General features: G+C 50.8%; 28 protein-coding genes, 1 pseudogene and 1 other annotated feature. Of the genes and pseudogenes, 10 read left to right on the top strand and 19 right to left on the bottom strand.

The window, feature by feature from the left end:
- Positions 1-287 precede the first annotated feature (287 nt).
- From ppsR to hemP, 3 genes are all read left to right on the top strand, one after another.
- Positions 288-1,121 (top strand): posphoenolpyruvate synthetase regulatory kinase/phosphorylase PpsR, encoded by an 834-nt coding sequence (ppsR, locus tag NA624_RS01575; protein WP_000370994.1) that lies wholly within the window; start codon positions 288-290, stop codon positions 1,119-1,121.
- Positions 1,122-1,276: 155 nt separating this feature from the next.
- Complete coding sequence (gene aroH, locus NA624_RS01570) at positions 1,277-2,323, top strand: 3-deoxy-7-phosphoheptulonate synthase AroH (protein WP_001082187.1); 1,047 nt, start codon at positions 1,277-1,279, stop codon at positions 2,321-2,323.
- A gap of 156 nt (positions 2,324-2,479) precedes the next feature.
- The gene (gene hemP, locus NA624_RS01565; RefSeq protein WP_000089117.1) at positions 2,480-2,671 is read left to right on the top strand and encodes a hemin uptake protein HemP; all 192 of its coding nucleotides are present in this window, start codon (positions 2,480-2,482) and stop codon (positions 2,669-2,671) included.
- A gap of 34 nt (positions 2,672-2,705) precedes the next feature.
- Here the strand turns inward: hemP and selO are convergent, their stop codons facing one another.
- From selO to NA624_RS01485, 16 genes and pseudogenes are all read right to left on the bottom strand, one after another.
- Complete coding sequence (gene selO, locus NA624_RS01560) at positions 2,706-4,148, bottom strand: protein adenylyltransferase SelO (RefSeq protein WP_000175666.1); 1,443 nt, start codon at positions 4,146-4,148, stop codon at positions 2,706-2,708.
- Positions 4,149-4,209: 61 nt separating this feature from the next.
- Entirely contained in the window at positions 4,210-4,920 is a 711-nt protein-coding gene (gene ydiV, locus NA624_RS01555; RefSeq protein ID WP_000561993.1) for an anti-FlhDC factor YdiV, read from the bottom strand.
- Between the two features lie 313 nt (positions 4,921-5,233).
- Complete coding sequence (locus NA624_RS01550) at positions 5,234-5,698, bottom strand: C40 family peptidase (protein WP_001213256.1); 465 nt, start codon at positions 5,696-5,698, stop codon at positions 5,234-5,236.
- A 76-nt stretch (positions 5,699-5,774) separates the two neighbouring features.
- Positions 5,775-6,524: a vitamin B12 ABC transporter ATP-binding protein BtuD gene (btuD, locus tag NA624_RS01545; RefSeq protein ID WP_000080613.1), complete on the bottom strand. Its 750-nt coding sequence runs from the start codon at positions 6,522-6,524 to the stop codon at positions 5,775-5,777.
- On the bottom strand, positions 6,524-7,075 hold the full coding sequence (locus tag NA624_RS01540) for a glutathione peroxidase (RefSeq protein ID WP_001181570.1): 552 nt from the start codon (positions 7,073-7,075) through the stop codon (positions 6,524-6,526). The genes btuD and NA624_RS01540 overlap by 1 nt, the downstream gene beginning before the upstream one ends.
- 91 nt (positions 7,076-7,166) lie before the next feature.
- Entirely contained in the window at positions 7,167-8,147 is a 981-nt protein-coding gene (gene btuC, locus NA624_RS01535) for a vitamin B12 ABC transporter permease BtuC (RefSeq protein ID WP_000954976.1), read from the bottom strand.
- Between the two features lie 202 nt (positions 8,148-8,349).
- Complete coding sequence (gene ihfA / locus NA624_RS01530) at positions 8,350-8,649, bottom strand: integration host factor subunit alpha (RefSeq protein ID WP_001229266.1); 300 nt, start codon at positions 8,647-8,649, stop codon at positions 8,350-8,352.
- A 4-nt stretch (positions 8,650-8,653) separates the two neighbouring features.
- On the bottom strand, positions 8,654-11,041 hold the full coding sequence (gene pheT / locus NA624_RS01525) for a phenylalanine--tRNA ligase subunit beta (RefSeq protein ID WP_000672403.1): 2,388 nt from the start codon (positions 11,039-11,041) through the stop codon (positions 8,654-8,656).
- 15 nt (positions 11,042-11,056) lie between these two features.
- Positions 11,057-12,040 carry a phenylalanine--tRNA ligase subunit alpha gene (gene pheS / locus NA624_RS01520; RefSeq protein ID WP_000018570.1) on the bottom strand — a complete coding sequence of 328 codons (984 nt, stop codon included), beginning with the start codon at positions 12,038-12,040 and terminating at the stop codon, positions 11,057-11,059.
- A gap of 62 nt (positions 12,041-12,102) precedes the next feature.
- Positions 12,103-12,226, bottom strand: a sequence feature (Phe leader region).
- Positions 12,177-12,221, bottom strand: a complete 45-nt coding sequence (pheM, locus tag NA624_RS01515) for a pheST operon leader peptide PheM (protein WP_001386830.1) — start codon at positions 12,219-12,221, stop codon at positions 12,177-12,179. It overlaps the preceding feature by 45 nt.
- Before the next feature lie 115 nt (positions 12,227-12,341).
- On the bottom strand, positions 12,342-12,698 hold the full coding sequence (rplT, locus tag NA624_RS01510; RefSeq protein ID WP_000124850.1) for a 50S ribosomal protein L20: 357 nt from the start codon (positions 12,696-12,698) through the stop codon (positions 12,342-12,344).
- 50 nt (positions 12,699-12,748) lie between these two features.
- Positions 12,749-12,946: a 50S ribosomal protein L35 gene (gene rpmI, locus NA624_RS01505; RefSeq protein ID WP_001124225.1), complete on the bottom strand. Its 198-nt coding sequence runs from the start codon at positions 12,944-12,946 to the stop codon at positions 12,749-12,751.
- A gap of 95 nt (positions 12,947-13,041) precedes the next feature.
- On the bottom strand, positions 13,042-13,584 hold the full coding sequence (gene infC / locus NA624_RS01500; RefSeq protein WP_001574431.1) for a translation initiation factor IF-3: 543 nt from the start codon (positions 13,582-13,584) through the stop codon (positions 13,042-13,044).
- Between the two features lie 3 nt (positions 13,585-13,587).
- A complete protein-coding gene (gene thrS / locus NA624_RS01495; RefSeq protein ID WP_001144212.1) occupies positions 13,588-15,516 on the bottom strand; it encodes a threonine--tRNA ligase in 1,929 nt (642 codons plus the stop codon).
- Positions 15,517-15,775: 259 nt separating this feature from the next.
- Positions 15,776-16,630 carry a DNA/RNA non-specific endonuclease gene (locus tag NA624_RS01490; protein ID WP_001044093.1) on the bottom strand — a complete coding sequence of 285 codons (855 nt, stop codon included), beginning with the start codon at positions 16,628-16,630 and terminating at the stop codon, positions 15,776-15,778.
- Positions 16,627-16,941, bottom strand: a pseudogene (locus NA624_RS01485) (hypothetical protein). Before NA624_RS01485 ends, NA624_RS01490 begins: the two are co-directional and overlap by 4 nt.
- A gap of 142 nt (positions 16,942-17,083) precedes the next feature.
- On the opposite strand from NA624_RS01485, the gene NA624_RS01480 reads away from it, so the two are divergent.
- The gene (locus NA624_RS01480; RefSeq protein WP_001046432.1) at positions 17,084-18,043 is read left to right on the top strand and encodes a lipid A deacylase LpxR family protein; all 960 of its coding nucleotides are present in this window, start codon (positions 17,084-17,086) and stop codon (positions 18,041-18,043) included.
- Positions 18,044-18,091: 48 nt separating this feature from the next.
- On the opposite strand, the gene NA624_RS01475 is transcribed toward NA624_RS01480, so the two are convergent.
- The gene (locus tag NA624_RS01475; protein ID WP_000770981.1) at positions 18,092-18,850 is read right to left on the bottom strand and encodes a DUF481 domain-containing protein; all 759 of its coding nucleotides are present in this window, start codon (positions 18,848-18,850) and stop codon (positions 18,092-18,094) included.
- A 288-nt stretch (positions 18,851-19,138) separates the two neighbouring features.
- Between NA624_RS01475 and pfkB the strand changes: the two genes are divergently transcribed.
- From pfkB to NA624_RS01460, 3 genes are all read left to right on the top strand, one after another.
- Positions 19,139-20,071 carry a 6-phosphofructokinase II gene (pfkB, locus tag NA624_RS01470; RefSeq protein ID WP_439040246.1) on the top strand — a complete coding sequence of 311 codons (933 nt, stop codon included), beginning with the start codon at positions 19,139-19,141 and terminating at the stop codon, positions 20,069-20,071.
- Between the two features lie 96 nt (positions 20,072-20,167).
- On the top strand, positions 20,168-20,458 hold the full coding sequence (gene ghoS, locus NA624_RS01465; RefSeq protein ID WP_000146136.1) for a type V toxin-antitoxin system endoribonuclease antitoxin GhoS: 291 nt from the start codon (positions 20,168-20,170) through the stop codon (positions 20,456-20,458).
- A gap of 106 nt (positions 20,459-20,564) precedes the next feature.
- Positions 20,565-21,425, top strand: a complete 861-nt coding sequence (locus NA624_RS01460) for a fructosamine kinase family protein (protein WP_000267686.1) — start codon at positions 20,565-20,567, stop codon at positions 21,423-21,425.
- 42 nt (positions 21,426-21,467) lie between these two features.
- Here the strand turns inward: NA624_RS01460 and NA624_RS01455 are convergent, their stop codons facing one another.
- A complete protein-coding gene (locus NA624_RS01455) occupies positions 21,468-22,004 on the bottom strand; it encodes a YniB family protein (protein WP_000222158.1) in 537 nt (178 codons plus the stop codon).
- Between the two features lie 148 nt (positions 22,005-22,152).
- Between NA624_RS01455 and hxpB the strand changes: the two genes are divergently transcribed.
- From hxpB to tcyP, 3 genes are all read left to right on the top strand, one after another.
- Positions 22,153-22,821 (top strand): hexitol phosphatase HxpB, encoded by a 669-nt coding sequence (hxpB, locus tag NA624_RS01450; RefSeq protein WP_000106854.1) that lies wholly within the window; start codon positions 22,153-22,155, stop codon positions 22,819-22,821.
- A gap of 137 nt (positions 22,822-22,958) precedes the next feature.
- Complete coding sequence (locus tag NA624_RS01445) at positions 22,959-23,558, top strand: metal-dependent hydrolase (RefSeq protein WP_000505804.1); 600 nt, start codon at positions 22,959-22,961, stop codon at positions 23,556-23,558.
- A gap of 136 nt (positions 23,559-23,694) precedes the next feature.
- Positions 23,695-25,086, top strand: coding sequence for a cystine/sulfocysteine:cation symporter (gene tcyP, locus NA624_RS01440; protein WP_001010662.1), 1,392 nt, complete (start codon positions 23,695-23,697; stop codon positions 25,084-25,086).
- A gap of 102 nt (positions 25,087-25,188) precedes the next feature.
- Here tcyP and cedA read toward each other — a convergent pair whose 3' ends face one another.
- The gene (cedA, locus tag NA624_RS01435; protein WP_000977510.1) at positions 25,189-25,431 is read right to left on the bottom strand and encodes a cell division activator CedA; all 243 of its coding nucleotides are present in this window, start codon (positions 25,429-25,431) and stop codon (positions 25,189-25,191) included.
- Positions 25,432-25,637 lie beyond the last annotated feature (206 nt).

Here is a 25,637-nt window from a genome sequence, read left to right as displayed (position 1 = left end):
CGTATTTATCCTGGCATACTTAAACCCGCGAAAAAAACGGTGAATCGTTCAAGCAAATTTATTTTTTCATTTTTTCAGATTGTTTACGTAGTTGCGCAAACCCGCGCATAGCACGGCATTCCCTTAATCCCCCCCGATATAAACTGCGTTTCCAGGAAATGAAACATGCTTTTCATTAATTATAAAAAGCGCCTGTCATTTTATAAAATAAGCGACAAGTTATACGTTTCCCGTTACTTTTAATTTATGCTTTCAGATAATTATGTTTACTCTTCAGGATGAACAGAATGGATAATGTTGTTGATCGCCATGTTTTCTATATTTCTGATGGTACCGCCATCACCGCCGAGGTCCTGGGTCACGCGGTCATGTCGCAGTTTCCGGTGACGATCAGCAGCATCACGCTGCCATTCGTGGAGAACGAAAGTCGCGCCCGCGCCGTCAAAGACCAAATTGACGCCATTTATCAGCAAACCGGCGTTCGCCCGCTGGTATTTTACTCGATTGTTTTACCTGAAATTCGCGCCATCATCTTACAGAGCGAAGGTTTCTGCCAGGATATCGTTCAGGCGCTGGTAGCGCCGCTTCAGCAGGAGATGAAACTGGATCCGACGCCGATCGCTCATCGTACTCATGGGCTTAATCCGGGTAACCTGAATAAGTATGACGCGCGTATTGCCGCTATCGATTATACCCTGGCGCATGATGATGGCATTTCATTGCGCAACCTCGATCAGGCCCAGGTCATTTTACTTGGCGTTTCGCGCTGTGGAAAAACGCCCACCAGCCTCTATCTGGCGATGCAATTCGGCATTCGTGCGGCTAACTACCCTTTCATCGCCGATGATATGGATAATTTGACGCTGCCCACATCGTTAAAACCGCTACAACATAAACTGTTCGGCCTGACAATTGACCCTGAACGCCTGGCGGCTATTCGCGAAGAACGCCGTGAAAACAGTCGCTATGCCTCGTTGCGTCAGTGCCGCATGGAAGTGGCGGAGGTCGAAGCGCTGTATCGTAAGAATCAGCTCCCCTGCCTGAACAGCACCAATTATTCCGTTGAAGAGATAGCCACCAAGATTCTCGATATTATGGGGCTTAACCGCAGAATGTACTAGCAAACTAGTTTAATGGTTTGGTTTTTGTTATCATGCTGTTCTGCCTGCGAGGTGTGACACGCCTCGCACTTGAAATCAGCAGGGATTGGTTTATCGTGATGCCCATCACTTCCCGGTAGTCCTGCCGTTGAAGCAACAAATTTCTGAGACTTGTAATGAACAGAACCGACGAACTCCGTACTGCGCGTATCGACAGCCTGGTAACACCGACCGAACTCGCGCAGCGGTATCCTGTATCGTCCTCCGTCGCCAGTCACGTTACCGACTCCCGACGCCGGATAGAAAAGATTTTAAATGGTGAAGATCCACGGCTACTGGTCATCATTGGCCCCTGTTCGATTCACGATCTGAATGCTGCCATGGAATACGCGACGCAGCTCCAGGCACAACGCCAAAAGCATCAGGCGCGTCTGGAGATCGTCATGCGCACCTATTTTGAAAAACCGCGCACCGTCGTGGGATGGAAAGGCCTGATTTCCGATCCTGACTTGAATGGAAGTTACCGCGTCAATTATGGGCTTGAACTGGCGCGTCGCTTGCTATTGCAGGTGAACGAACTGGGAGTACCGACCGCCACAGAATTTCTTGATATGGTCACCGGCCAGTTTATTGCCGATCTGATCAGTTGGGGAGCGATTGGCGCGCGTACCACCGAAAGCCAAATCCATCGGGAAATGGCTTCTGCGCTCTCTTGTCCGGTCGGCTTTAAAAATGGTACGGATGGCAATACTCGCATTGCCGTTGACGCTATTCGCGCCTCCCGCGCCAGCCATATGTTTCTCTCGCCGGATAAAGACGGACAGATGACCATCTACCAAACGAGTGGCAACCCGTATGGGCACATCATCATGCGCGGCGGTAAAAAACCTAACTACCACGCTGAAGATATTGCCGCCGCCTGCGACACGTTGCATGAATTTGATCTGCCGGAACATCTGGTCGTCGACTTCAGCCACGGCAACTGTCAAAAACAGCATCGCCGCCAGTTGGAGGTATGTGATGATATTTGCCAGCAGATTCGTAATGGCTCCACGGCAATTGCCGGGATTATGGCCGAGAGTTTTTTACGGGAAGGCACGCAAAAAATTATCAGCGGTCAACCATTAATCTATGGTCAGTCCATTACCGATCCCTGCCTGAACTGGGAAGATACGGAAGTTCTGTTGGAAAAACTGGCCGCGGCGGTAGATAGCCGCTTTTAATAGCTCGCCCATCCTGCCGGGATGGGTGTTTTTTCGATGCTTTACCCGCCCTTTTCTCTCCGCGCGCGTATATCACTCCACAGAATTAGCACTTGCTGTCATCGCATTAATTATTGATAATAATAATCATTGTGAGTTTGATTATTAATAAATAACATGTCGCGTATGGATAACACCGAGCTGCCTCACCCTAAGGAAATAGACAATGAAACGCTTCTCCCTGCCGCTGAACGGCGCGTCAACAGTCAGTCGCTATTAGGTCCGGACGGCAAGGTCATTATCGATCACAATGGTCAGGAGTATCTGTTGCGTAAAACTCAGGCTGGTAAGCTACTGTTAACCAAATAACGCTCCGCCAGCAGACGATGCTGCTGGCATCAGGCTAACTTGAACAACTGACCTCCAGCCGCTTTCCCCACTCCGGCGGTCGGCTGGCATAGTCATCATCTCGATCGGTAAAAGGTTGACGTAAAACTTCATGCAACCGATGCAGTTCCGCCATGTCTCCTTGTTCAGCCGCATCTATCGCGCGTTGCGCCAGCCAGTTGCGCAACACAACCGCAGGATTCACGCGTTGCATCTGCTGCTGGCGCAGCGCGTCATCCACCGCCTCTGTGCGCAATCGCGCCCGGTAGCGGTCGAACCAGGCATCGAACGCCGTGCGATCGATAAACGTATCCCGCAACGGCGAGGAAGCGCTCTGTTGCTCCGTATGGCTTAACATCCGAAATGTACGGGTATAATCACTCCCTTCGCGCGCCATCAGACTAAACAATTCATTCAGTAAAGCGTTATCGTCTTTTTGCTCGGTAAAGAAGCCCAGCTTCTGGCGCATTCGCTGCCCATAGTGCGTTAACAACGCGTCCTGGTAACGATCCAGCGCTCTGTTTAACGCGTCGATCTCAATAAAAGGAGTTAACGTCTGCGCCAGACGTTGTAAATTCCACAGCGCCACCGACGGTTGATTATCGAAGCGGTAACGTCCCTGATGATCGGAATGGTTACCAATGAAGCCGGGATCGTAGTCGTCGAGAAAACCAAAGGGGCCATAGTCGATGGTCAGCCCCAGAATCGACATGTTATCCGTATTCATAACGCCGTGCGAAAAACCGACGGTTTGCCACTCGGCGATGAGTCTTCCGGTTCGCGCCGCCACCTCTTCAAACCACAAAGCATATTTTTCCGGGACATCCTGCCATTGCGGCCAGTAATGACGAATAGCGAAATCAGCCAGTTGCTGAACTTTTTCCGGCTCACGGCGGTAGTAGAAATGTTCGAAATGACCAAAACGCATATGACTTTGCGCCAGACGCATTAACATCGCGCCCGTTTCCTGCGTCTCTCGCTGAACCGGCGTATCGCTGGCTACGATAGATAACGCGCGCGTAGTGGGAATACCCAGATAATGCATGGCTTCGCTGGCAAGGCTTTCTCGTATGGTTGAACGCAGGACGGCGCGTCCATCCCCCATTCGCGAATAGGGTGTTAATCCGGCACCTTTCAGATGCCAGTCGAGGGTCGAGCCATCCGCCAGGAGCTGTTCGCCCAGCAAAATACCGCGTCCGTCGCCGAGTTGTCCCGCCCAGACGCCGAACTGATGCCCGCTATATACCTGCGCGACAGGTGACATACCGGGTAATAAGGTTTCGCCGCCCCAAACGCCAGCGCCATTGGTAGCGTCAAATAACGAAGCGGGAATGGCTAGCTGCTGCGCCAGTTCGTCGTTATACCAAATCAGTCGCGCATTTTTTAACGGTGTGGGTAAAAGCGCGGTATACGTTGCTGGCAGTTCATCGCGCCAACGGGCAGTAAAAGACAGGGTCATAGGGCCTCCTGTCTTCAGTGTAGACGGTTAATCACCGGTTAAACACCGGCAAACAGAAAGGTTATCGCTGAACGAGTTTAATGAGCTGGCTTACTGGCACCGGAGGCCATAGTCCGCCCTGGAATGCGCTAAACCCCAATGGCGCTGCGCGCGCAAACATCGCCTCAGTATCAATACCGGCAATCATCAGCGACTCGCAGCTGGAGGAGAGCTGGGCAACGATAGCGTGCATGAATGGTTCGAATGAGATCATTTCAGCTCGCTGCTGAATAAAATTTTTATCCAACATGACTCGTTTGAAAAGCCCATCGAAAATAGCTTTAGTCGACGCCTCGCCTGCCCCAAAATTTGCCAGCATTAATGGGAAATGCATTGCCAGATTAGCTAACGTTTCATTGTTTTTGCCCTGGTTTAACCCAGGATAATTCTCATTTATAGCTAATTCAAGAAACGGAAAGCGCGCTGCCCGGGAAAAAAGTTCGCTATCTAATAATAAGTCACTAATTGCAGGCGGTAAATTAAGCCATGCAATAAGTTTATGCTGAATAAAAAAGTGCTGACAGGTTTCTAACAACGCCAGTTTTTCAACAAACAGACAGTATTGTTCCTCCACCGAAAGGCGAGGCGCTACCAACTCAGTCGGCATCCGCACGGCGCCGTCTTCAGCGGCAAACGTTGCAATAATCTCTAAACCAACAAGCCGAGCGTTTTCATCCATGACGGGAAGGAAAAAGAGTTCGGAATGGTAAAGCTCATCAAGTGAAGCAATCATTACGCCAGTCCCATGGTTAGGGCGCTATTCGCCATCCAGTCACTACGGACGGAAACAGACGTAACTTCAGATACTAATTGAAGCGTCATCATTTTTCTTGTTTACCGGTAAACCGGTTCCTTTTTTTAACTTACTCTGATTATAAACCAATATCCAATGTTGTACTTTTAACAGGGCGTGAGCACGCCCGTTTTTAATAAAAGTACGTTTGTAAATGCTACGGTTATATCATTATATATGATGACAACAGATGTCATAAGTTCAACCGACGGTATGTTAAAAATAGACTATAAAATTTATATCGTCTGCGAGGTTAAATTCGCCGTGCCTGCCAGAAGTTTTTTCGCCAGTACACATTATCCAGCGATGAACGCATCACGCCACGACTGGTAGAGGCATGAATAAACTCATTATTTGTATCGTAAATACCAACATGTAAACCACTTTCGCCCGAACCGGTTTTAAAGAAAACCAAATCTCCAGGCAGCAATTCATCTTTATCGATTCTGGTGCCGATTTTTGATTGTTCACGCGTATCACGAGGCAACTGCAAATCAAACTTGTCGCGCATAGTGACTACCACAAAGCCGGAACAGTCCACGCCTCTGCGACTCATGCCGCCGTAACGGTATGGCGTACCGCGCCAGGACTGCAACTGATCGTTCAGACCCGCAATGACGGTAATGGAGTCTGATAATCTGGCGTTTGGCGCCGGTGCCCGATGAGTACTGCATCCTGCCAGGAACAATGCTGTGATAACAAGAAGCCAAAAACGCATGCCGCAACAATCCTCTGTTTTTATTTTGGTATTAATTTAGCGTCGAAATTACCTGCTTTTCAAGAAACGATTTTACTTAAGTGGCCGAAATGAGCATTGGATGCCCCTCGACGTCGAGTCGTCGAAAGCGCAGACCGTAGGCTTGCGCCAGATAAGAGGGGGTGAGCACCTCTTCCCGGCGGCCGCAAGCGATGAGTTTACCGCGCTTTAATAACCAGGCTTTATGCGCATGCCGCAGCGTGTGGTTCAGATCGTGGCTACTCATCACAATCGCAATTCCTGCCTGACATAAATGATGTAATACCCGATCCAGAGCGTTTTGTTGCGCAACATCGAGACTGTTCATCGGCTCATCAAGCAGCAATAATTGACCGACCGGATTAGCGTTGGGATGAATTTGTAGTACAACGGCAGCAAGGCGAACACGCTGCCACTCGCCACCGGAAAGCTGATTCACGCTTCGCCCCAGTTTGTCGCCCAATCCAAGCATATCGGCCACCTCGTTAAGCTGCCCGGTTCGCGTTTTATCCGGTTGATGCAATGTCAGGTAATGCCAGACCGGCATGGCGAACGGCGGATTTTGCTGTTGCGCAAGATAAGCGCGGTGTTGGGCAAGCGTTGCCGTCGCCCATGCCTCCAGCGGCGCTCCGCCAAACCTGATGCTCCCCTCGCCTGAGGTTAACCCCGCCATACGCGCCAGCAACGTGCTTTTTCCGGCGCCGTTCGGCCCGACAAGGTGAAGGATCTCTCCTGCGCTTACTTCGCCGGAAAGCGGCCCCAGGCGGGTGCTCTCGGCGACGTCCTTTAATTGCATCAATTGAGACATTATTTTGCCAACGCGATTTTTATGCTTTCCATCACAATAGGATCTTCAGGCGTCATATCCGGCGAAAAACGCTGTACCACCTGACCATCCCGGCCTACCAAAAATTTTTCAAAATTCCACAGAATATCATCCGGATAGAGTGGCGTACGCCCTTTGCTTACCATCCGTTCGTAAAAGCCGCTCTTCTCCGGCGCGACTGCCGTTGGCGCAGCGGCTATCAGTTTTTGATACAGCGGATGACGCGCGTCGCCATTCACATCAATTTTACTGAACATCGGGAACGTGACGCCCCAGGTGCTGGCACAATAGGTTTTAATCTGCTCTTCGCTGCCTGGCTCCTGCCCCATAAACTGGTTGCAGGGAAAACCCAACACGACAAACCCCTGATCTGCCCACGCCTTCTGGATATTTTCCAGCTGTTCATATTGCGGCGTCAGACCACATCTGGAGGCGACGTTTACAATGAGCAGCACTTTTCCGGCGTATTTTTCAAGTGTAGTGACCTCTCCATCAATCGTCGTAACGTGAGTATTAAGAAGCGAGTTTTGCATGGTGTCTCCCTGATGTCGGTAGAATAGCGGGTTTCATCGTTAGCCTTTAATCATAGACTGCGAATGATGAAAGCAGTTGTTTACCGATGCGCTAACGCGCGGATTTGAGCAGCAGCCAGATAAACACTGGTGCCCCCAATGTGGCGGTGACCACCCCGATAGGCAGTTCAGCCGACGCCAGCGCCAGTCGGGCGATCACATCAGCCAATAGCAGGGCGATAGCCCCGGCCAACGCACAGCCGGGAAGTAAAACCCGGTGATCGGTTAAACCACATAAGCGCAGGATGTGCGGAATAACCAGACCGATAAAACCAATCGCCCCCGCCATCGCCACGCTGACGCCCACCATCCAGCCGGTGGCGACGACCAACAAATTGCGCCAGAACCACAGCGGCAGGCCAAGCTGCCGCGCCGAGGTTTCCCCTAGCGCCAGCATATTCAGCGGTTGCGACTGGCAACATATCCAGATCAGTACCGGGATGAGCGCAATCATTAGCCAGCTCTGCTGCCAGTCAACGCCGCCGAATCCTCCCATCATCCAGTACATTAATTGCCGCAGATCGAAAGAGGTGGAAAAATAGATAGCCCACGTCATCAGCGCGCTACAGATAATGCCCAGCGCGACGCCCGCCAACAACAAGCGGCTGGTAGAGAGATGGCGGCGCGCAAAACGCAGCAGGATTAACGTAATAATGAGCGCGCCGGCTATAGCGCACAGTCCCAGCGCCCATCCAGGCAGTTGCCCCTGCCCCAGTAAGACGGCGGCAATAAGCCCAACACCGGCCCCATTCGAAACGCCGAGCAGGCCCGGTTCAGCAAGTGGGTTTTCAAACAGCGCCTGCATCACAGCGCCCGATAGCGCCAGCGCAGCGCCAACCAGCAATACCGCAAGCGTGCGGGGAAGACGAATTTGCCAGACAAACAGTTCTCCCCGGGCGCTTAACCAGTCACCGGGGGCAATCCACTGTTCGCCTGCGCATAAGCTCAGAAATGTAGCCAGTAGCACCAGCAGTGACAGGCTCAGAAGCCAGCGAACGTTTCGTCGCTGTTGTTGGCGGGCAAAAGTCAGCATGTTATCCATTCAGCTGAAAAGAGGTAGCGTGATTTTACGGTGGGTATCCTTTACTTGAAAGAAAAAAGGCCGCAATGCGGCCTTTTTAGTTATACGAGTCATCTTTCAGGCTAACAGATACGCTGTCATCCCGCTGATCTACTTTCGGGATGGCAGCGTATCTGCCGCAATACACCCTGATGGATGTTATGCCTGGATCTGATTACTCTTCTTTGGGCGAAGCGTTCTCGACCCGGCTCTTTAACTTCTGCCCGGGTCTGAAGGTCACCACGCGCCGTGCTGTAATAGGAATATCTTCACCCGTTTTCGGGTTACGCCCCGGACGTTGATTTTTATCACGCAGATCGAAGTTACCAAAACCAGAGAGTTTCACCTGCTCACCGTTTTCCAGAGCACGACGGATCTCTTCGAAAAACAGTTCAACCAGTTCTTTGGCATCCCGCTTGCTAAGCCCAAGCTTATCAAACAGATATTCTGACATTTCAGCTTTTGTAAGCGCCATAGGTTCAATCCCTCAATGATGCCTGGAATCGCTCTTTTAATGCCTCTACACATTTGGCGACGGTAGCGGCAATCTCCTCTTCTTCGAGTGTACGGTTGGTATCCTGAAGGATCAGGCTGATAGCGAGGCTCTTATAACCCTCCGCAACACCCTTACCGCGGTACACGTCAAATAAGTTTACGCCAACTACCTGATTTACGCCAACTTTCTTACATTCGGATAAAATATCCGCTGCGGGAACGTTTTCTGCAACAACAACCGCAATATCGCGACGGTTGGCCGGGAAGCGTGAAATCTCCCGCGCCTGCGGCACGATACGGTCTGCGAGCTTATTCCATTCCAGTTCAAACACCAGCGTACGACCATTCAGATCCAGCTTACGTTCCAGTTCAGGGTGAACAACCCCAATAAAACCAATACGTTCATCTTTCAGATAAATCGCCGCAGACTGTCCCGGATGCAGAGCCGGATTCATCTCCGCCTTAAACTGGATATCACCCAGTTTGCCGGTTAAATCCAATACCGCTTCCAGATCGCCTTTCAAATCATAGAAATCAACGGTCTCTTTTGCCAGGTTCCAATGCTCATCATAGCGGTTGCCGCAAATCACGCCAGCCAGCATCAGATCCTGTCGAATACCCAGATTGGCTTGTGTATCCGGAACGAAACGTAAACCGGTTTCAAAAATACGCACGCGATTCTGCTGGCGGTTTTGGTTATAGACCACAGTCGTCAGCAATCCGCTCCACAGAGACAGACGCATCGCCGACATCTCAACGGAGATAGGGTTTGGCAGCAGCAGCGCTTCTGCGCCTGGATGGATAAGCTGTTGTACTTTAGGATCGACAAAGCTATAGGTAATCACTTCCTGATAGCCTTTGTCGTTCAGCATGGTTTTAACCCGCTTCAACGACAGATCGGCTTCACGGTGCGTCCCCATGATTAAACCGGCCTGGATTGGCTCGTCCGGAATATTGTTATAACCGTAAACGCGGGCCACCTCTTCCACCAGATCTTCTTCAATCTCCATATCGAAACGCCAGGTCGGCGCCACGGCTTTCCACTCGTCCTGCCCTTCGGTCACTTCACAGCCCAGACGACGCAGAATATCACTGACCTGCTCATCCGCAATATGATGCCCGATCAGGCGATCCAGTTTACTGCGACGCAGCGTAATGGTGGCGCGTTTCGGCAACGTTGCTTCGTTGCTCACATCAATTATCGGACCCGCATCACCGCCACAGATATCAAGAAGCAGACGAGTAGCGCGCTCTATCGCTTTATATTGCAGCGCCGGGTCTACCCCGCGCTCGTAGCGGTGAGACGCATCGGTATGCAGACCGTGGCGGCGAGCGCGACCGGTGATAGACAGCGGATTAAAATACGCACACTCCAGCAGCACATTTTGCGTTTCGCCGTTCACGCCGGAATGTTCGCCGCCAAAAATACCGGCTATCCCCAGCGCCTTATGGTGATCGGCGATCACCAGCGTGTCCGCATTTAACGTCGCTTCGCTACCGTCCAGCAGGACGACGGTTTCACCCTCTTTTGCCATCCGCACGACAATACCGCCATCAATGCGATCTTTATCGAAAGCATGCATTGGCTGACCCAGTTCGAGCAGCACATAGTTGGTGACGTCAACCACCGCATCGATGGAGCGAATACCGCAGCGACGCAGTTTCTCTTTCATCCACAGCGGCGTCGGCGCGTTAACATTGATGCCTTTTACCACCCGGCCCAGATAGCGTGGACACGCATCAGCGGCCTCTACCGTAATCGGCAGCGTATCGCTGATGGTTGCCGTAACCGGCGCCATTTCAGGCTCCTGGAGCGGCGCTTTGTTCAGTACCGCCACATCACGCGCAACGCCGATGATACCTAAGCAATCCGCACGGTTCGGCGTGACGCTAATTTCGATGGTATTGTCGTCGAGCTTCAGGTATTCACGGATATCGGTACCCAGCGGCGCATCCGCCGGCAGTTCGATAATGCCGCTGTGATCGTCGGAAATCCCCAGTTCGGAGAAGGAGCACAGCATCCCTTCAGACGGTTCGCCGCGCAGTTTCGCCGCTTTAATTTTGAAATCGCCCGGCAGGATGGCGCCAATGGTGGCCACCGCTACTTTCAGCCCCTGACGACAGTTTGGCGCGCCGCAGACGATATCCAACAGGCGTTCTCCGCCGACGTTGACTTTCGTTACACGCAATTTGTCAGCGTTCGGATGCTGGGCGCACTCAACCACTTCCCCAACCACAACGCCATTGAAGCTTCCCGCGACCGGCTCAACGCCGTCTACTTCCAGGCCAGCCATCGTAATCTGGTTAGCCAACGCATCGCTATCAATTGCCGGGTTAACCCACTCGCGTAACCACAGTTCGCTGAATTTCATTGTTTTATCCTGCCTTTATTTAAACTGTTTGAGGAAACGCAGATCGTTTTCGAAGAATGAACGCAGGTCGGTGACGCCGTAACGCAACATGGTCAGACGTTCCATCCCCATACCAAAAGCGAAGCCAGAATAGATTTCCGGATCGATACCGACATTACGCAGCACATTCGGATGCACCATCCCGCAGCCCAGCACTTCCAGCCATTTGCCGTTTTTACCCATCACATCCACTTCCGCAGAAGGTTCGGTGAACGGAAAATAAGAAGGACGGAAGCGAATCTGCAGATCCTCCTCAAAGAAATTACGCAGGAAGTCGTGCAGCGTACCTTTGAGGTTGGTGAAGCTGATGTTGGTATCAACAATCAGACCTTCCATCTGATGGAACATCGGAGTATGCGTCTGGTCGTAGTCATTACGGTATACACGGCCCGGCGCAATAATACGGATCGGCGGTTGCTGCGCTTTCATCGTCCGGATCTGGACGCCAGACGTCTGGGTCCGCAGCAGACGGGTCGCGTCAAACCAGAAGGTATCATGATCGGCGCGGGCCGGATGATGACCCGGAATGTTTAACGCATCGAAGTTATGGTAGTCATCTTCGATTTCCGGGCCAGTCGCCACGGTAAAACCAAGCTCGCCAAAGAAACTTTCAATACGGTCAATGGTACGCGTGACCGGATGCAGACCGCCGTTCTCAATACGGCGCCCCGGCAGGGAGATATCGATGGTTTCAGCGGCCAGACGGGCGTTAAGCGCTGCGCTTTCCAGCTCGGCTTTACGCGCGTTAAGCGCCTGTTGTACCTGCTCTTTCGCGGCGTTAATGACTGCCCCGGCTGCCGGACGCTCTTCCGGCGGCAGATCGCGTAGGGTCGTCATCTGAAGGGTTAAATGCCCTTTCTTGCCCAAATATTCGACGCGTACATTGTCTAACGCGGCAACATCTGACGCCTGGTTAATGGCGGCCGCTGCATTGGCAACCAGCTCTGCGAGATGTGACATGGTTTTCCTCATTGTGTCGGTGAAGACACCGGTTCATTGGACGTAATCTCTCGATTTCAGATACAAAAAAAGCCTCCATCAGGAGGCTTTTTTGCGCTGTTTTTCGTTTCGTTTTTCACGCGCTAGCCTCCTGGGATCAGGTGCTAAAGTAAAAAAAGAAACGGAAAATAGCAGCGTTCATGCTTGCGTTACCTTATGTGGTAAAACCGAATATCCTTTATTGAAAAGGGTTACAGGTCAATTGTCAACTCACTGAACAGTAAATAAAAGAGAGGGAGCCAGGCTCCCTCTTTTCACTGGCTTATGCCAGAGCTGCTTTCGCTTTTTCAACCAGCGCGGTGAACGCGACTTTGTCGAATACGGCGATATCAGCCAGGATCTTACGGTCGATTTCAACAGAGGCTTTTTTCAGGCCGTTGATGAATTTGCTGTAAGAAATACCGTTCTGACGTGCTGCTGCGTTGATACGCGCAATCCACAGTTGACGGAACTGACGCTTACGTTGACGACGGTCACGGTAAGCATACTGACCAGCTTTGATAACTGCCTGGAAGGCAACGCGGTATACGCGAGAACGCGCACCGTAGTAGCCTTTGGCTTGTTTCAAAATTTTCTTGTGACGTGCGCGTGCAATTACACCACGTTTTACGCGAGCCATATGTGCTCTCCTGTATCTATTCTAATTAAAAAGTTAAAAACGTTAACGGCTTATGCGTACGGCAGGCACGCGATAACCAGGCCCAGATCGCCTTTAGAAACCATGGCTTTCGGACGCAGGTGACGTTTACGTTTAGTCGCTTTTTTGGTCAGAATGTGACGCAGGTTAGCGTGCTTGTGCTTAAAACCACCTTTACCGGTTTTTTTGAAGCGCTTAGCAGCACCGCGTACGGTCTTAATTTTTGGCATTTTAATAACTTCCACTTCGCATTGTTAATAAACGAAACATAGGCGAACAAAACCTGTGAAGCCCGAAGGCTTCACAGAATTGTTACTTGAAGGCCTTACTGTTTCTTCTTAGGAGCAAGCACCATGATCATCTGGCGGCCTTCGATCTTCGTTGGGAAGGATTCGACCACTGCCAGTTCTTGCAAATCGTCTTTCACGCGATTAAGCACTTCCATACCGATTTGCTGGTGGGCCATCTCACGGCCGCGGAAACGCAGCGTGATTTTGGCCTTATCGCCCTCTTCGAGAAAGCGAATCAGGCTGCGGAGTTTTACCTGATAGTCGCCTTCATCTGTCCCAGGACGGAATTTAATTTCCTTCACCTGGATAACTTTTTGCTTTTTCTTCTGTTCCTTAGAAGACTTACTCTTTTCATAGAGGAATTTGCCGTAATCCATTATACGACAAACCGGCGGCTCGGCGTTAGGGCTGATTTCGACTAAGTCTACTCCGGCTTCTTCAGCTTTTTCCAGAGCTTCTCTCAGACTCACAATACCAAGCTGCTCGCCTTCCAGACCTGTTAAGCGAACTTCTTGCGCGCGAATTTCGCTATTAATACGATTCGGACGCGCCGTTTGAACTCGTTTTCCGCCTTTAATACTTTATTCCTCCAGTTGTTGAAGACTGCGGCTGCGAATCTCTTGTTGCAGCTTCTCAATCACGTCATTTACGTCCAGACTGCCCAGGTCTTTACCGCGGCGGGTGCGAACGGCAACTTTGCCTGCTTCCACCTCTTTATCACCACAGACCAACATATAAGGGACACGACGTAAAGTGTGCTCGCGGATTTTAAAGCCAATCTTCTCATTTCTCAAGTCTGCTTTTACACGAATGCCCGCATTTTGTAGTTTCTGCGTCAATTCGTTAACGTATTCAGACTGCGAATCGGTAATATTCATCACGACTACCTGAACCGGCGCAAGCCATGTCGGGAAGAAACCAGCGAACTCTTCGGTCAGGATACCGATGAAGCGTTCCATCGACCCAAGAATCGCACGGTGAATCATTACCGGTACCTTACGCTCGTTGTCTTCGCCTACATAGGAGGCGCTCAGACGAGACGGTAAGGAGAAGTCCAGCTGTACTGTACCGCACTGCCATGCACGATCGAGGCAGTCATATAAGGTAAATTCAATTTTCGGACCGTAGAATGCGCCTTCACCCAGTTGATACTCAAACGGGATATTATTTTCTTCCAGCGCAACCGCCAGATCCGCCTCAGCACGATCCCACATCTCATCGCTGCCGATACGCTTGTCAGGACGAGTGGAAAGCTTGACGACGATCTTCTCGAAGCCAAAGGTGCTGTACATATCGTAGACCATACGAATACAAGCGTTAACTTCATCGCGGATCTGCTCTTCGGTGCAGAAGATATGCGCATCATCCTGCGTAAAGCCGCGTACGCGCATCAGACCATGCAGCGCGCCTGATGGCTCGTTACGGTGGCAGCTACCGAATTCCGCCATACGCAGCGGCAAATCTCGATAGGATTTCAGACCCTGGTTAAAGATCTGAACGTGGCCCGGGCAGTTCATCGGCTTGATGCAATATTCGCGGTTTTCTGAGGATGTGGTGAACATCGCATCTTTATAGTTGTCCCAGTGCCCGGTTTTTTCCCACAGCACACGGTCCATCATGAACGGGCCTTTAACTTCTTGATACTGGTACTCTTTGAGTTTAGAACGAACAAAGACCTCCAGCTCGCGGAAGATAGTCCAGCCGTCGTTATGCCAGAACACCATGCCCGGCGCTTCTTCCTGCATATGATACAGGTCGAGCTGCTTACCAATTTTACGGTGGTCGCGTTTTGCGGCCTCTTCCAGGCGCTGCAGATAAGCGTTCAGGGCTTTTTTATCTGCCCATGCCGTACCGTAAATACGCTGCAACATCTTATTATTGCTGTCACCGCGCCAGTATGCGCCGGCAGTTTTCATCAGTTTAAAGTGATGGCAGAAACGCATATTCGGCACGTGCGGACCACGACACATGTCGACATATTCTTCATGATGGTACAAGCCTGGCTTGTCATCATGAGCAATGTTTTCATCAAGAATGGAAACTTTGTAGCTTTCACCACGCTTCACGAAGGTTTCACGCGCTTCGTGCCAGCTGACTTTCTTCTTGATAACGTCGTAATTTTTCTCGGCGAGCTCATGCATCCGCTTTTCGAGCGCTTCGACATCTTCCTGAGTTAGCGTGCGGTCAAGATCAACGTCATAGTAAAAACCGTTGTCGACAACCGGGCCGATCGCCATTTTCGTGTGCGGCCAAAGTTGCTTGATTGCGTGACCTAACAGATGCGCGCAAGAGTGACGAATGATCTCCAGACCCTCTTCATCTTTTGCGGTGATGATGGAAAGCGTCGCATCATTTTCAATCAGATCGGAAGCATCAACCAGGTCGCCATTCACACGGCCCGCAATGGTGGCTTTCGCCAGGCCAGGACCAATGTCCAGAGCAACATCCATCGGGCTTACAGGGTGGTCATAATGGCGTTGGCTGCCATCAGGAAGAGTAATAACAGGCATGTAATATCCTTATTTGCAGTGGTGACCCATACGCAAGATCACATACAAAGAGAAAATGAATTTATTGACAGTGAGTTGTGTATCCATCTAGCCAACCATTGCTAAATTGGCGCACAACCTTCGACACAGACGAAAATCGCTATTTTCGTCCGGCATGACGATGGTAACACTAAAAAAAGGGAGATTGCATCACTCTGTAGCAAATCAAGACCCTTGACAGGATTTCTCCGTTATCTTTCTACGCGCCGTATAGCGCTTCTCATCGACAACCTAACTTCTGCGCCAGACTCCCCTTTGTTGTTTTCACCTCGCTGGCTACCGCTTCAGGCAAGGCAGACCACAGCGTCAGCACTGGCTTCGTTTTATGTTCGATAGCCTCCACGGTAACCTGATAGTCGCAAAAATTCGCCGAACGGGGCGTATTCTGATCCATAATAAACGCAGCGTAATTTCCTTCACTTTTTGACGGCGCCGTTCCGGTGAATAAAACCTTCCAGTACCCGCTGGGAATTTCTACCGTCGCATCTTCTGGCAATGTGGCGATATGCCGCTCAAAAAGGGGGCCGGTCACTACGTGCACTACAGATACATCAGCCTGTTTGGCAAGTTCGCGCACCCGGTTTTCCAGTGCAGCCCATGCTCCCTGATTCAGGGCGGATTTCTGCGGCGTAATATTCGATAAATAATTTAACGACGGCCAGTCCGATACGCCGCCCAATCCTGCCAACGGCGCCTGGTGTCCCCTATCGACTTTTAATAGCGTATGGGCATTTTTATAGGCGGAAGGGGCCAACGTATCCGAGGGCGGTAAATCGGGGTCCTGCGCCCAGTTCCGCGGGCGACCGCTTGCCTGGCTGGTCTTTGTCACGCTATAGGCAACCCAGTTGGCAAATTTCGTGGCGCTATTATTATTGAGCGTATAGACATGGCGATAGATTGTTTGTTGACTTCCTCCTTGAGGACAGCCAACGCTACAGTTATCAGGTTGCTGAACGAGTACGTTACGATGGGGTAACTCGGGTGCCGATGTTGTATCCTGGGGAGGATACGATGTAGTACATGCGCTTAATAATACTACGGGCAGTAATTTTAGCAGATTAATGGTCTTATTCACTTTTGCTTCCTTAATAATAACCGCCCTAATAATTCAGATAGTAATAATTTGGTTATATTACCCTACCAGCCGTTAGATACTCTCATCATTAAAGACAACACTATCACGGTAAAAATTAATAACAGATAAACATCGAAGTCATCATAGAAAATGAGCTCAAAAGAATACAACGTGATATTCATGTTGATACCAAAAAACATCGTATTATATGCATAATCGTGAAGCCAATAATTTCTCGCACTCAGATAGCGAATGAAAAATGGATATTCAATAATATCTGACGCATGTTTTTCAACACCATTTTTCAACATTAAGGCAACGTATCCTCTCAATGACTCGCTGCTGGCAGGAGTTTAGTTATATTTAAAGGTTTAATAAGCACTGCGCATCATGCTGCTGTGCTTATTACTTTGTAAAAATAAGAGTATTCACTTTCATATTCAGGGGTAAAAAGTGAACAAATACAGCTATTGCGCAACGATGATTGCCGCCATACTCAGTACGACCACAATGGCCAATGCCAGTAGCCTTGCTATTTCAGTGGCGAATGATGATGCAGGTATATTTCAACCATCCTTAAATGCCCTTTATGGGCACAAGGCTGCAGACCGGGGTGATTATACTGCCGGGCTCTTTTTAGGCTACAGCCACGATCTCACTGACGCCAGTCAACTCTCTTTTCATATCGCGCAAGATATTTATTCTCCATCAGGCGCCAATAAGAGAAAGCCTGAAGCCGTCAAAGGCGACCGCGCGTTCAGCGCCTTTCTTCATACCGGACTGGAGTGGAATTCATTAGCCACCAATTGGTTACGTTATCGTTTAGGTACCGATATCGGCGTTATTGGTCCTGACGCAGGTGGTCAGGAGGTTCAGAATCGGGCGCATCGAATAATAGGCGCAGAAAAAGACCCTGCCTGGCAGGATCAAATTGAAAACCGTTATGGTTATACGGCAAAAGGAATGGTGTCCCTTACGCCAGCTATTGATATTCTGGGCGTCAATGTGGGCTTCTATCCAGAAGTCTCTGCTGTCGGCGGCAATCTCTTCCAGTATTTAGGGTACGGCGCAACCGTTGCGCTGGGAAATGATAAGACCTTCAACTCTGATAATGGGTTTGGGTTACTGTCCCGCCGAGGGTTAATACACACTCAAAAAGAGGGATTGATCTATAAGGTATTTGCTGGCGTTGAGCGCAGGGAAGTTGATAAAAACTACACGTTACAGGGGAAAACGCTGCAAACAAAAATGGAAACGGTGGATATTAATAAAACCGTGGATGAATATCGCGTCGGTGCCACCATCGGCTATTCTCCCGTCGCATTTTCTCTTTCTTTAAACAAAGTCACGTCGGAATTTCGCACCGGAGACGACTATTCTTATATCAACGGCGACATCACCTTCTTCTTCTGAGGCGTCACCACGGAATAACCGGGTTACGTAATGTAACCCGGTACAATATTACATCTTATAGCCCAGCGTTACCGTAGTGCGGCGATCGGTATGTTCAGGCGCTGATTCAGGCGGCTGCGAGTTCCACGTTAAATTATACCCCACCTTTAGACCAAAATGTTCGTTAATGGCGACATTGAGGGCTGTTTCCGAATTTAGTGTGGTGTCTTCTGCGCCAAATACTGACACCCCCTGTGTAAACTTAGCATTGTCAGTTAACTGCCAGGCATAGCTGCCGGAAGCATAACCCAACGGCTGCGTTTCAGTGGTATCGTCCGTATGTTCGTCATAGCGAACCCCTGGACCGAATTCAAAACGGAAGCTGTGCACTGGACCATTAAGGAACTGCCGCCCGTAACCGGCGGTCAGTACGTCGCGCTGACGATAACCGTTGAAACGGTCTGTCAGCCAACTGGCCTGGCCAAAGGTATAATCATAATCCGTCATATTAAAACGGTTACGCGCGCCTACCGCATATTTTTCTGAAGAGCGTTCATCATTAGAGGAGGTATTGCTGGCATTGCCCCATAATGACCAGGCGGTACGTTGTCCATACCAGGTCATCGCCGTGTCAGCCGTTAAGGAAGAACTTTTAGTATTGCCTGACTGAGCAAGGTAGCCCGCATTCAGATTACCTTCAAAAGGTTTTTTCGCGGTGGAGGGATCATCCATGACAGTAAAAACGGAATCATCGGCGGCGGCATACAGAGACGCGAACACGCCACCCGCCAGCATAACTACAGCGGGTACTGCCTTCAAAAGCTTCATTTATATAGAGTCCGTACAACTAAAAAAGAGACCACGACGGTCCCGGAAACTTTCATAGGGATCAATGACAAACGCCCCTGGAAAGGTAGCGAATTATAAGAAGCCCCGAATAACATAGCAATCAATTACTATTTCATTTTTTGAATAAGAACCCTCCCGAAGCATTCATTTATTTATATAACTTTACATCGTACTTCTTTAAATAAAGATCCGGAAAATCATATTGTTAATTCCTTCACTTTCCGGGGATTAAGTGCCAGACTGAAATCAGCCTAACAGGAGGTAACGATGGTACGTATCTATACGTTGACGCTTGCGCCCTCTCTCGATAGCGCAACAATCACGCCGCAAATTTATCCCGAAGGTAAACTGCGGTGCTCCGCGCCGGTATTCGAACCCGGCGGCGGGGGTATTAATGTCGCTCGCGCCATTGCGCATCTTGGCGGCGCCGCGACCGCAATTTTCCCGGCTGGCGGCGCTACCGGCGAACATCTGGTCGCACTACTGGCTGACGAAAATGTCCCCGTGTCTACCGTCGATGCGAAAGACTGGACGCGTCAGAACCTGCACGTCCACGTCGAGTCCAGCGGCGAACAGTATCGTTTTGTTATGCCCGGCGCCACGCTGGACGATGACGAATTTCGCCAGCTTGAAGAACAGGTACTGGAAATTGAATCCGGGGCAATTCTGGTTATCAGCGGCAGCCTTCCGCCCGGCGTTAAGGTCGAGAAAATCACGCAACTGATTTCCGCCGCGCAGAAGCAAGGCATTCGCTGCATTATTGATAGCTCTGGCGACGCGCTCACCGCCGCGCTGACGCTTGGCGATATCGAACTGGTGAAACCTAACCTGAAAGAATTGAGCGCGTTGGTCAATCGCGATCTGACGCAACCTGATGATGTGCGTAAAGCGGCCCAGGAATTAGTGCAAAGTGGCAAGGCTCGCCGGGTAGTGGTCTCTCTGGGGCCGCAAGGGGCGCTGGGCATAGACAGTGAGAATTGCATCCAGGTTGTTCCTCCCCCGGTGAAAAGTCAAAGTACTGTTGGCGCAGGCGACAGTATGGTAGGCGCGATGACGTTAAAACTGGCGCAAGACGCGTCGCTGGAAGAGATGGTGCGCTTCGGTGTGGCGGCAGGCAGCGCCGCTACGCTCAATCAAGGTACGCGTCTGTGTTCTCGTGACGATACCCAAAAAATATACGCCTATCTTTCCGCGCAATAATCGTTTCCCCCTCGCCGAGGGGGAAACCGGAAAATCGGTTAACGGGCGGCGCATCCGCCGCTGTTAAAAACACAGTTGCTCCCAACGAGGTGAACGATGGCCAGTGGCGATATTACCCGTTATGTTATTACCGTAACCTTCCATGAAGATTCCCTGACCGAGATTAACGAACTCAATAATCATCTGACGCGCAGCGGTTTTTTGCTGACATTAACGGACGATGAAGGGAATGTGCATGAGCTCGGCACCAATACGTTTGGCTTTGTTAGCGCTCAGAGCGCTGATGAAATCAAAGCGCTTGTCGCCGGACTTGCAAAAAGCGCGTTAGATAAGGATGTCGACATTACCGTGACGACCTGGGAGGCGTGGAGTAAAAACGCACAATAAGTGCCATTCCCGCCGCGGCGCGTCCGCGATGTGCGTTAGTTCGTATTTTTTAACCGCATTTTTGCGCTAACCTTATGATCTGGCAGACAACGTGGGGAGAGACATTATGTGGCAAGCTATCAGTCGTCTTTTAAGCGAGCAAGTCGGTGAAGGCGAAATCGAACTGCGTAATGAACTGCCTGGCGGAGAAGTTCATGCCGCATGGCATTTACGTTATGCAGGCCATGATTTTTTCGTGAAGTGCGATGAACGAGAAATGCTTCGCGGTTTTACCGCTGAAGCCGATCAGCTGGAACTGCTCTCCCGCAGTAAAACCGTTGTTGTGCCTAAGGTATGGGCGGTAGGTTCGGATCGGGATTACAGCTTTTTAGTCATGGACTACCTCTCGCCCCGCCCGCTGGATGCCCATAATGCGTTTATTCTTGGGCAACAGCTGGCGCGTCTGCACCAATGGAGCGATCAACCTCAATTCGGTCTCGATTTTGACAACGCGCTCTCTACCACGCCGCAGCCGAATACCTGGCAACGCCGTTGGTCGACTTTTTTCGCCGAACAGCGCATTGGCTGGCAGCTTGAACTCGCCGCGGAAAAAGGCATTACCTTTGGTAATATTGACGCCATTGTTGAACATGTTCAGCAACGTCTGGCGTCGCATCAACCTCAGCCTTCTCTTTTGCATGGCGATCTATGGTCGGCGAACTGCGCGCTTGGCCCTGACGGCCCCTATATCTTCGATCCAGCCTGCTATTGGGGCGACAGAGAATGCGATCTGGCGATGCTGCCGCTGCATACCGATCAGCCACCGCAGATTTATGACGGCTATCAGTCCGTTTCGCCGCTACCGCTGGATTTTCTCGACAGGCAGCCGATTTACCAGCTCTACACCCTGCTTAATCGGGCAAGGCTGTTTGGCGGTCAGCACCTGGCTACTGCGCAAAAAGCGATGGATCGGCTGCTTGCGGTATAGGTACAGCCCATGCCGGATACGGGCTATCCGGCATTTTTCAGTTTACATGAAGCCTAACAAGGAAAAGAAAAAGTAACCGAGCACGATAATAATGACCGGCAAAATATAGAGCGGGAAAAACTGTAAAAAGATGGTATGGTGCGGCACCACGATACGTGACTCTATCTGCTCACGCGTTAGCCCTTCCGCGCCTTTTGCTTTTTCCAGGATCAACTGATCTTCCACGCCTTCACGCAAAAAACGTGACTGGCGGCTCATTCTGGCGCCGGAATCCTGCATCGCCAGCCCGACAAAAATCAGAATAAAAATGAGCCAGAAACCGATATTCAGGCTTCCCTGAAAATTCGGCGTCGGCGAGTTGTACCAAAAAACATTCAGAAACGGCGTATTCACGCGCATCATGTCTATCATTACGTGGGTAAAATCCAGCATTACCGCATTTATCCCCTCCTGCTTTTCACTGTGCGCATACATAAATTTAAGGACTGAGATGAGCGTGGAAAGCAGTGCCGGAATAAAAATAACCCACCCAACAACTCTTTTTAGGATTGCAATGCGTCCAGCTTGTTGATACGTCATGAGTTCCCCTTGATAAAGACGCGTCGTTTTGGCCTAAGTCTACCTGTTGATTCCCGTTTTCGCCTGATCTTTAAGGGCGATATACTAAGAACATGGTCATAATGAACGCTTAATTCGTTATTTTTTAATCTCAACAGGAGAGGTTGTGATGTCAACCCCACGTCAAATTCTTGCTGCAATTTTCGATATGGATGGACTACTGATCGATTCCGAACCGCTCTGGGATCGCGCTGAACTGGACGTGATGGCAAGTTTAGGCGTAGATATTACTCGGCGCCATGAGTTACCAGACACGCTTGGGCTACGCATTGATATGGTTGTCGATCTCTGGTTTGCGCAGCAACCGTGGAGCGGCCCCGATCGCCAGGAAGTGACAAACCGTGTTATTGCCCGCGCGATTACGCTTATCGAAGAGACGCGCCCTCTTTTACCGGGTGTGCGCGAGGCCGTGGCGCTGTGTAAAGCGCAGGGGCTATTAGTGGGGCTTGCCTCGGCATCGCCGCTGCATATGCTGGAAAAAGTGCTCACCATGTTTGAGCTGCGCGACAGTTTTGACGCGCTGGCCTCTGCGGAAAAATTGCCCTACAGCAAACCGCATCCGCAGGTCTATCTGGATTGTGCGGCCAAATTAGGCGTTGATCCATTAACCTGCGTGGCGCTGGAGGATTCGGTGAATGGTCTAATCGCGGCAAAGGCGGCGCGAATGCGCGCCATTGTGGTGCCAGCAGAAGAAAACCAGCATGATCCGCGCTTTGCGCTGGCGAATGTCAAACTTAACTCACTGACAGAGCTGACGGCGGCGCATCTACTCGGTTAAGATGTTTCCGAAACAAAGTCAACGGGCAATTAGCCGCTGAGCCAGACGGCAAGCGGCTTTGACAGAGACAAAGAGTTACAACGTCACCACTTCCGCCTACTGTATAAAAACCCTATACTGTATGAATTGACAGTTTAATGGGTTTTATCATGACGGCGGAAGGACATCTTCTTTTTTCTATAGCCAGCGCGGTTTTCGCCAAGAATGCCGAGTTAACGCCCGTCCTTGCACACGGCGACTGGTGGCATATTATTCCTTCGGCTATTTTGACCTGTCTGCTGCCGGATATCGACCACCCCAAATCTTTTCTTGGTCAGCGCCTGAAATGGGTATCGAAACCGATCGCCCGCGCATTCGGTCACCGGGGGTTTACCCATAGTCTGCTAGCGGTCTTTGCCCTACTGGCGACCTTTTATCTCAAGGTACCGGATACGTGGATTATCCCGGCGGATGCGCTGCAAGGCATGGTACTCGGCTATTTAAGCCATATCGTCGCGGATATGCTCACCCCAGCAGGCGTTCCCTTACTGTGGCCGTGCCGCTGGCGTTTCCGCCTGCCTATTCTGGCGCCGCGCAAAGGCAATCAACTGGAGCGATTTTTATGTATGGCGTTGTTTGCCTGGGCGGTGTGGATGCCGCAGTCCATGCCGGAAAACAACGTCATACGCTGGTCTTCGCAGATGATCACTATCCTGCAAATGCAGTTCAATCGTTTTATAAATCACCAGATTGATTAGTAAATCAACGCCAAAGTCATTTTTGGTATAAACCATTCCATTTGAATATAAGAGCCAGCTCACAGTTCTGCTAATCTTGCGCGAACAGAATCGCTAAAACACAGCGCTTCATAATAAAAAAATCAGGAGAACGGGGATGAATTTTCCATTAATTGCGAACATTGCGGTGTTCGTCATTCTGCTGTTTGTACTGGCGCAGGCCCGTCATAAACAGTGGAGTCTGGCAAAAAAAGTGCTTGTCGGCCTTGTGATGGGCGTGGTCTTTGGTCTGGCCCTGCACACCATTTATGGCGCTGACAGTCAGGTGTTAAAAGACTCCATTCAGTGGTTCAATATTGTCGGCAACGGCTATGTACAATTGCTACAGATGATTGTGATGCCGCTGGTATTCGCCTCTATTTTAAGCGCCGTGGCACGACTGCATAACGCCTCTCAATTGGGGAAAATCAGTTTTCTGACTATCGGCACGCTGCTGTTTACTACCCTTATCGCAGCGCTGGTGGGCGTGCTGGTCACCAATCTGTTCGGACTGACGGCGGAAGGTCTGGTTCAGGGCGGCGCGGAAACCGCGCGTCTGAATGCCATTGAGACGAGCTATGTCGGCAAAGTGGCCGATCTCAGCGTGCCGCAACTGGTGCTGTCTTTTGTACCGAAAAATCCATTTGCGGATCTGACTGGCGCAAATCCTACGTCTATTATCAGCGTGGTGATTTTCGCCGCATTCCTGGGCGTGGCCGCGCTTAAACTGCTGAAAGATGATGCGCCAAAAGGCGAGCGTGTGCTTGTTGCTATCGATACCCTGCAAAGCTGGGTGATGAAGCTGGTGCGTCTGGTGATGCAACTTACGCCTTACGGCGTACTGGCGCTGATGACGAAAGTGGTTGCCGGCTCCAATCTGCAGGACATTATTAAGCTTGGAAGCTTCGTGGTAGCGTCATATCTTGGTCTGGCGATAATGTTTGTGGTTCACGGCATACTATTGGGCGTGAACGGGATTAGCCCGCTGAAATATTTCCGCAAGGTGTGGCCGGTGCTGACATTTGCCTTTACCAGCCGCTCCAGCGCCGCCTCCATTCCACTTAATGTCGAAGCGCAAACCCGCCGCCTGGGCGTGCCGGAGTCCATCGCCAGCTTTGCTGCCTCTTTTGGCGCGACCATCGGCCAAAACGGTTGTGCCGGTCTTTATCCTGCGATGTTGGCGGTAATGGTTGCGCCGACGGTCGGCATCAACCCCTTAGACCCCGTATGGATAGCCACGCTGGTGGGTATCGTTACCGTAAGTTCGGCGGGTGTTGCCGGCGTTGGCGGCGGCGCGACCTTCGCCGCGCTGATTGTGCTGCCTGCCATGGGCTTACCGGTCACGCTGGTCGCGCTGTTAATCTCCGTCGAACCGTTGATTGATATGGGCCGTACCGCACTGAACGTGAGCGGCTCAATGACCGCGGGTACGCTGACCAGCCAGTGGCTGAAGCAGACCGATAAAACCATTCTCGATAGCGAAGAAGACGCTGAACTGGCGCATCGATAATACATTATCGGGCGTTCACATCGTCTGAGACACGACGATCGGCAACTCAAAATGTCTGTCACTAAAAACGCCGGTCTCCAGTACCGGCGTTTTGTTTTTTTCTTAGTCAGCGATTTCGTTTTCCTGGCGAACCTGATTCGCCCAACGCTGCGCCGATTCTGGCACGCTAAAGGCGGGCGACCGTTGAAATGACTCCCCCGTCAGAACAAAGGCAACATATTTACCGCGCAGTATCCAGACGTCGCGAAACGTATCCATTTTTATCGCATGTTCCGGCGGCGCGGGTTCAACACGCGGAATATAGCTAATAATCTGGCGATTTTGCTGGCGAAGAGGTTTCATCATTAATGCTTCACTAAAAGAGGCTAAGGCTAAAAATCAGAAAAACACTATTTTAGCCGATCTTCGCCCCCGACGTCCTGTTCCGCGCGTGCGATTTCCCCGTTATACCCTGTCTTCCGTTCCGCTCTCCCCCGGCATAATTGCTGAAATGTTCTATAGTTAGAGTGATTTTGACTACTACCACGCCCATTTCAGTGATGAAAGCAGGA

The organism is Salmonella sp. NW38, assembly GCF_051807745.1.
In the GTDB taxonomy this organism is placed as follows: domain Bacteria; phylum Pseudomonadota; class Gammaproteobacteria; order Enterobacterales; family Enterobacteriaceae; genus Salmonella; species Salmonella enterica.
This window is presented reverse-complemented; position numbering and strand designations above follow the sequence as displayed.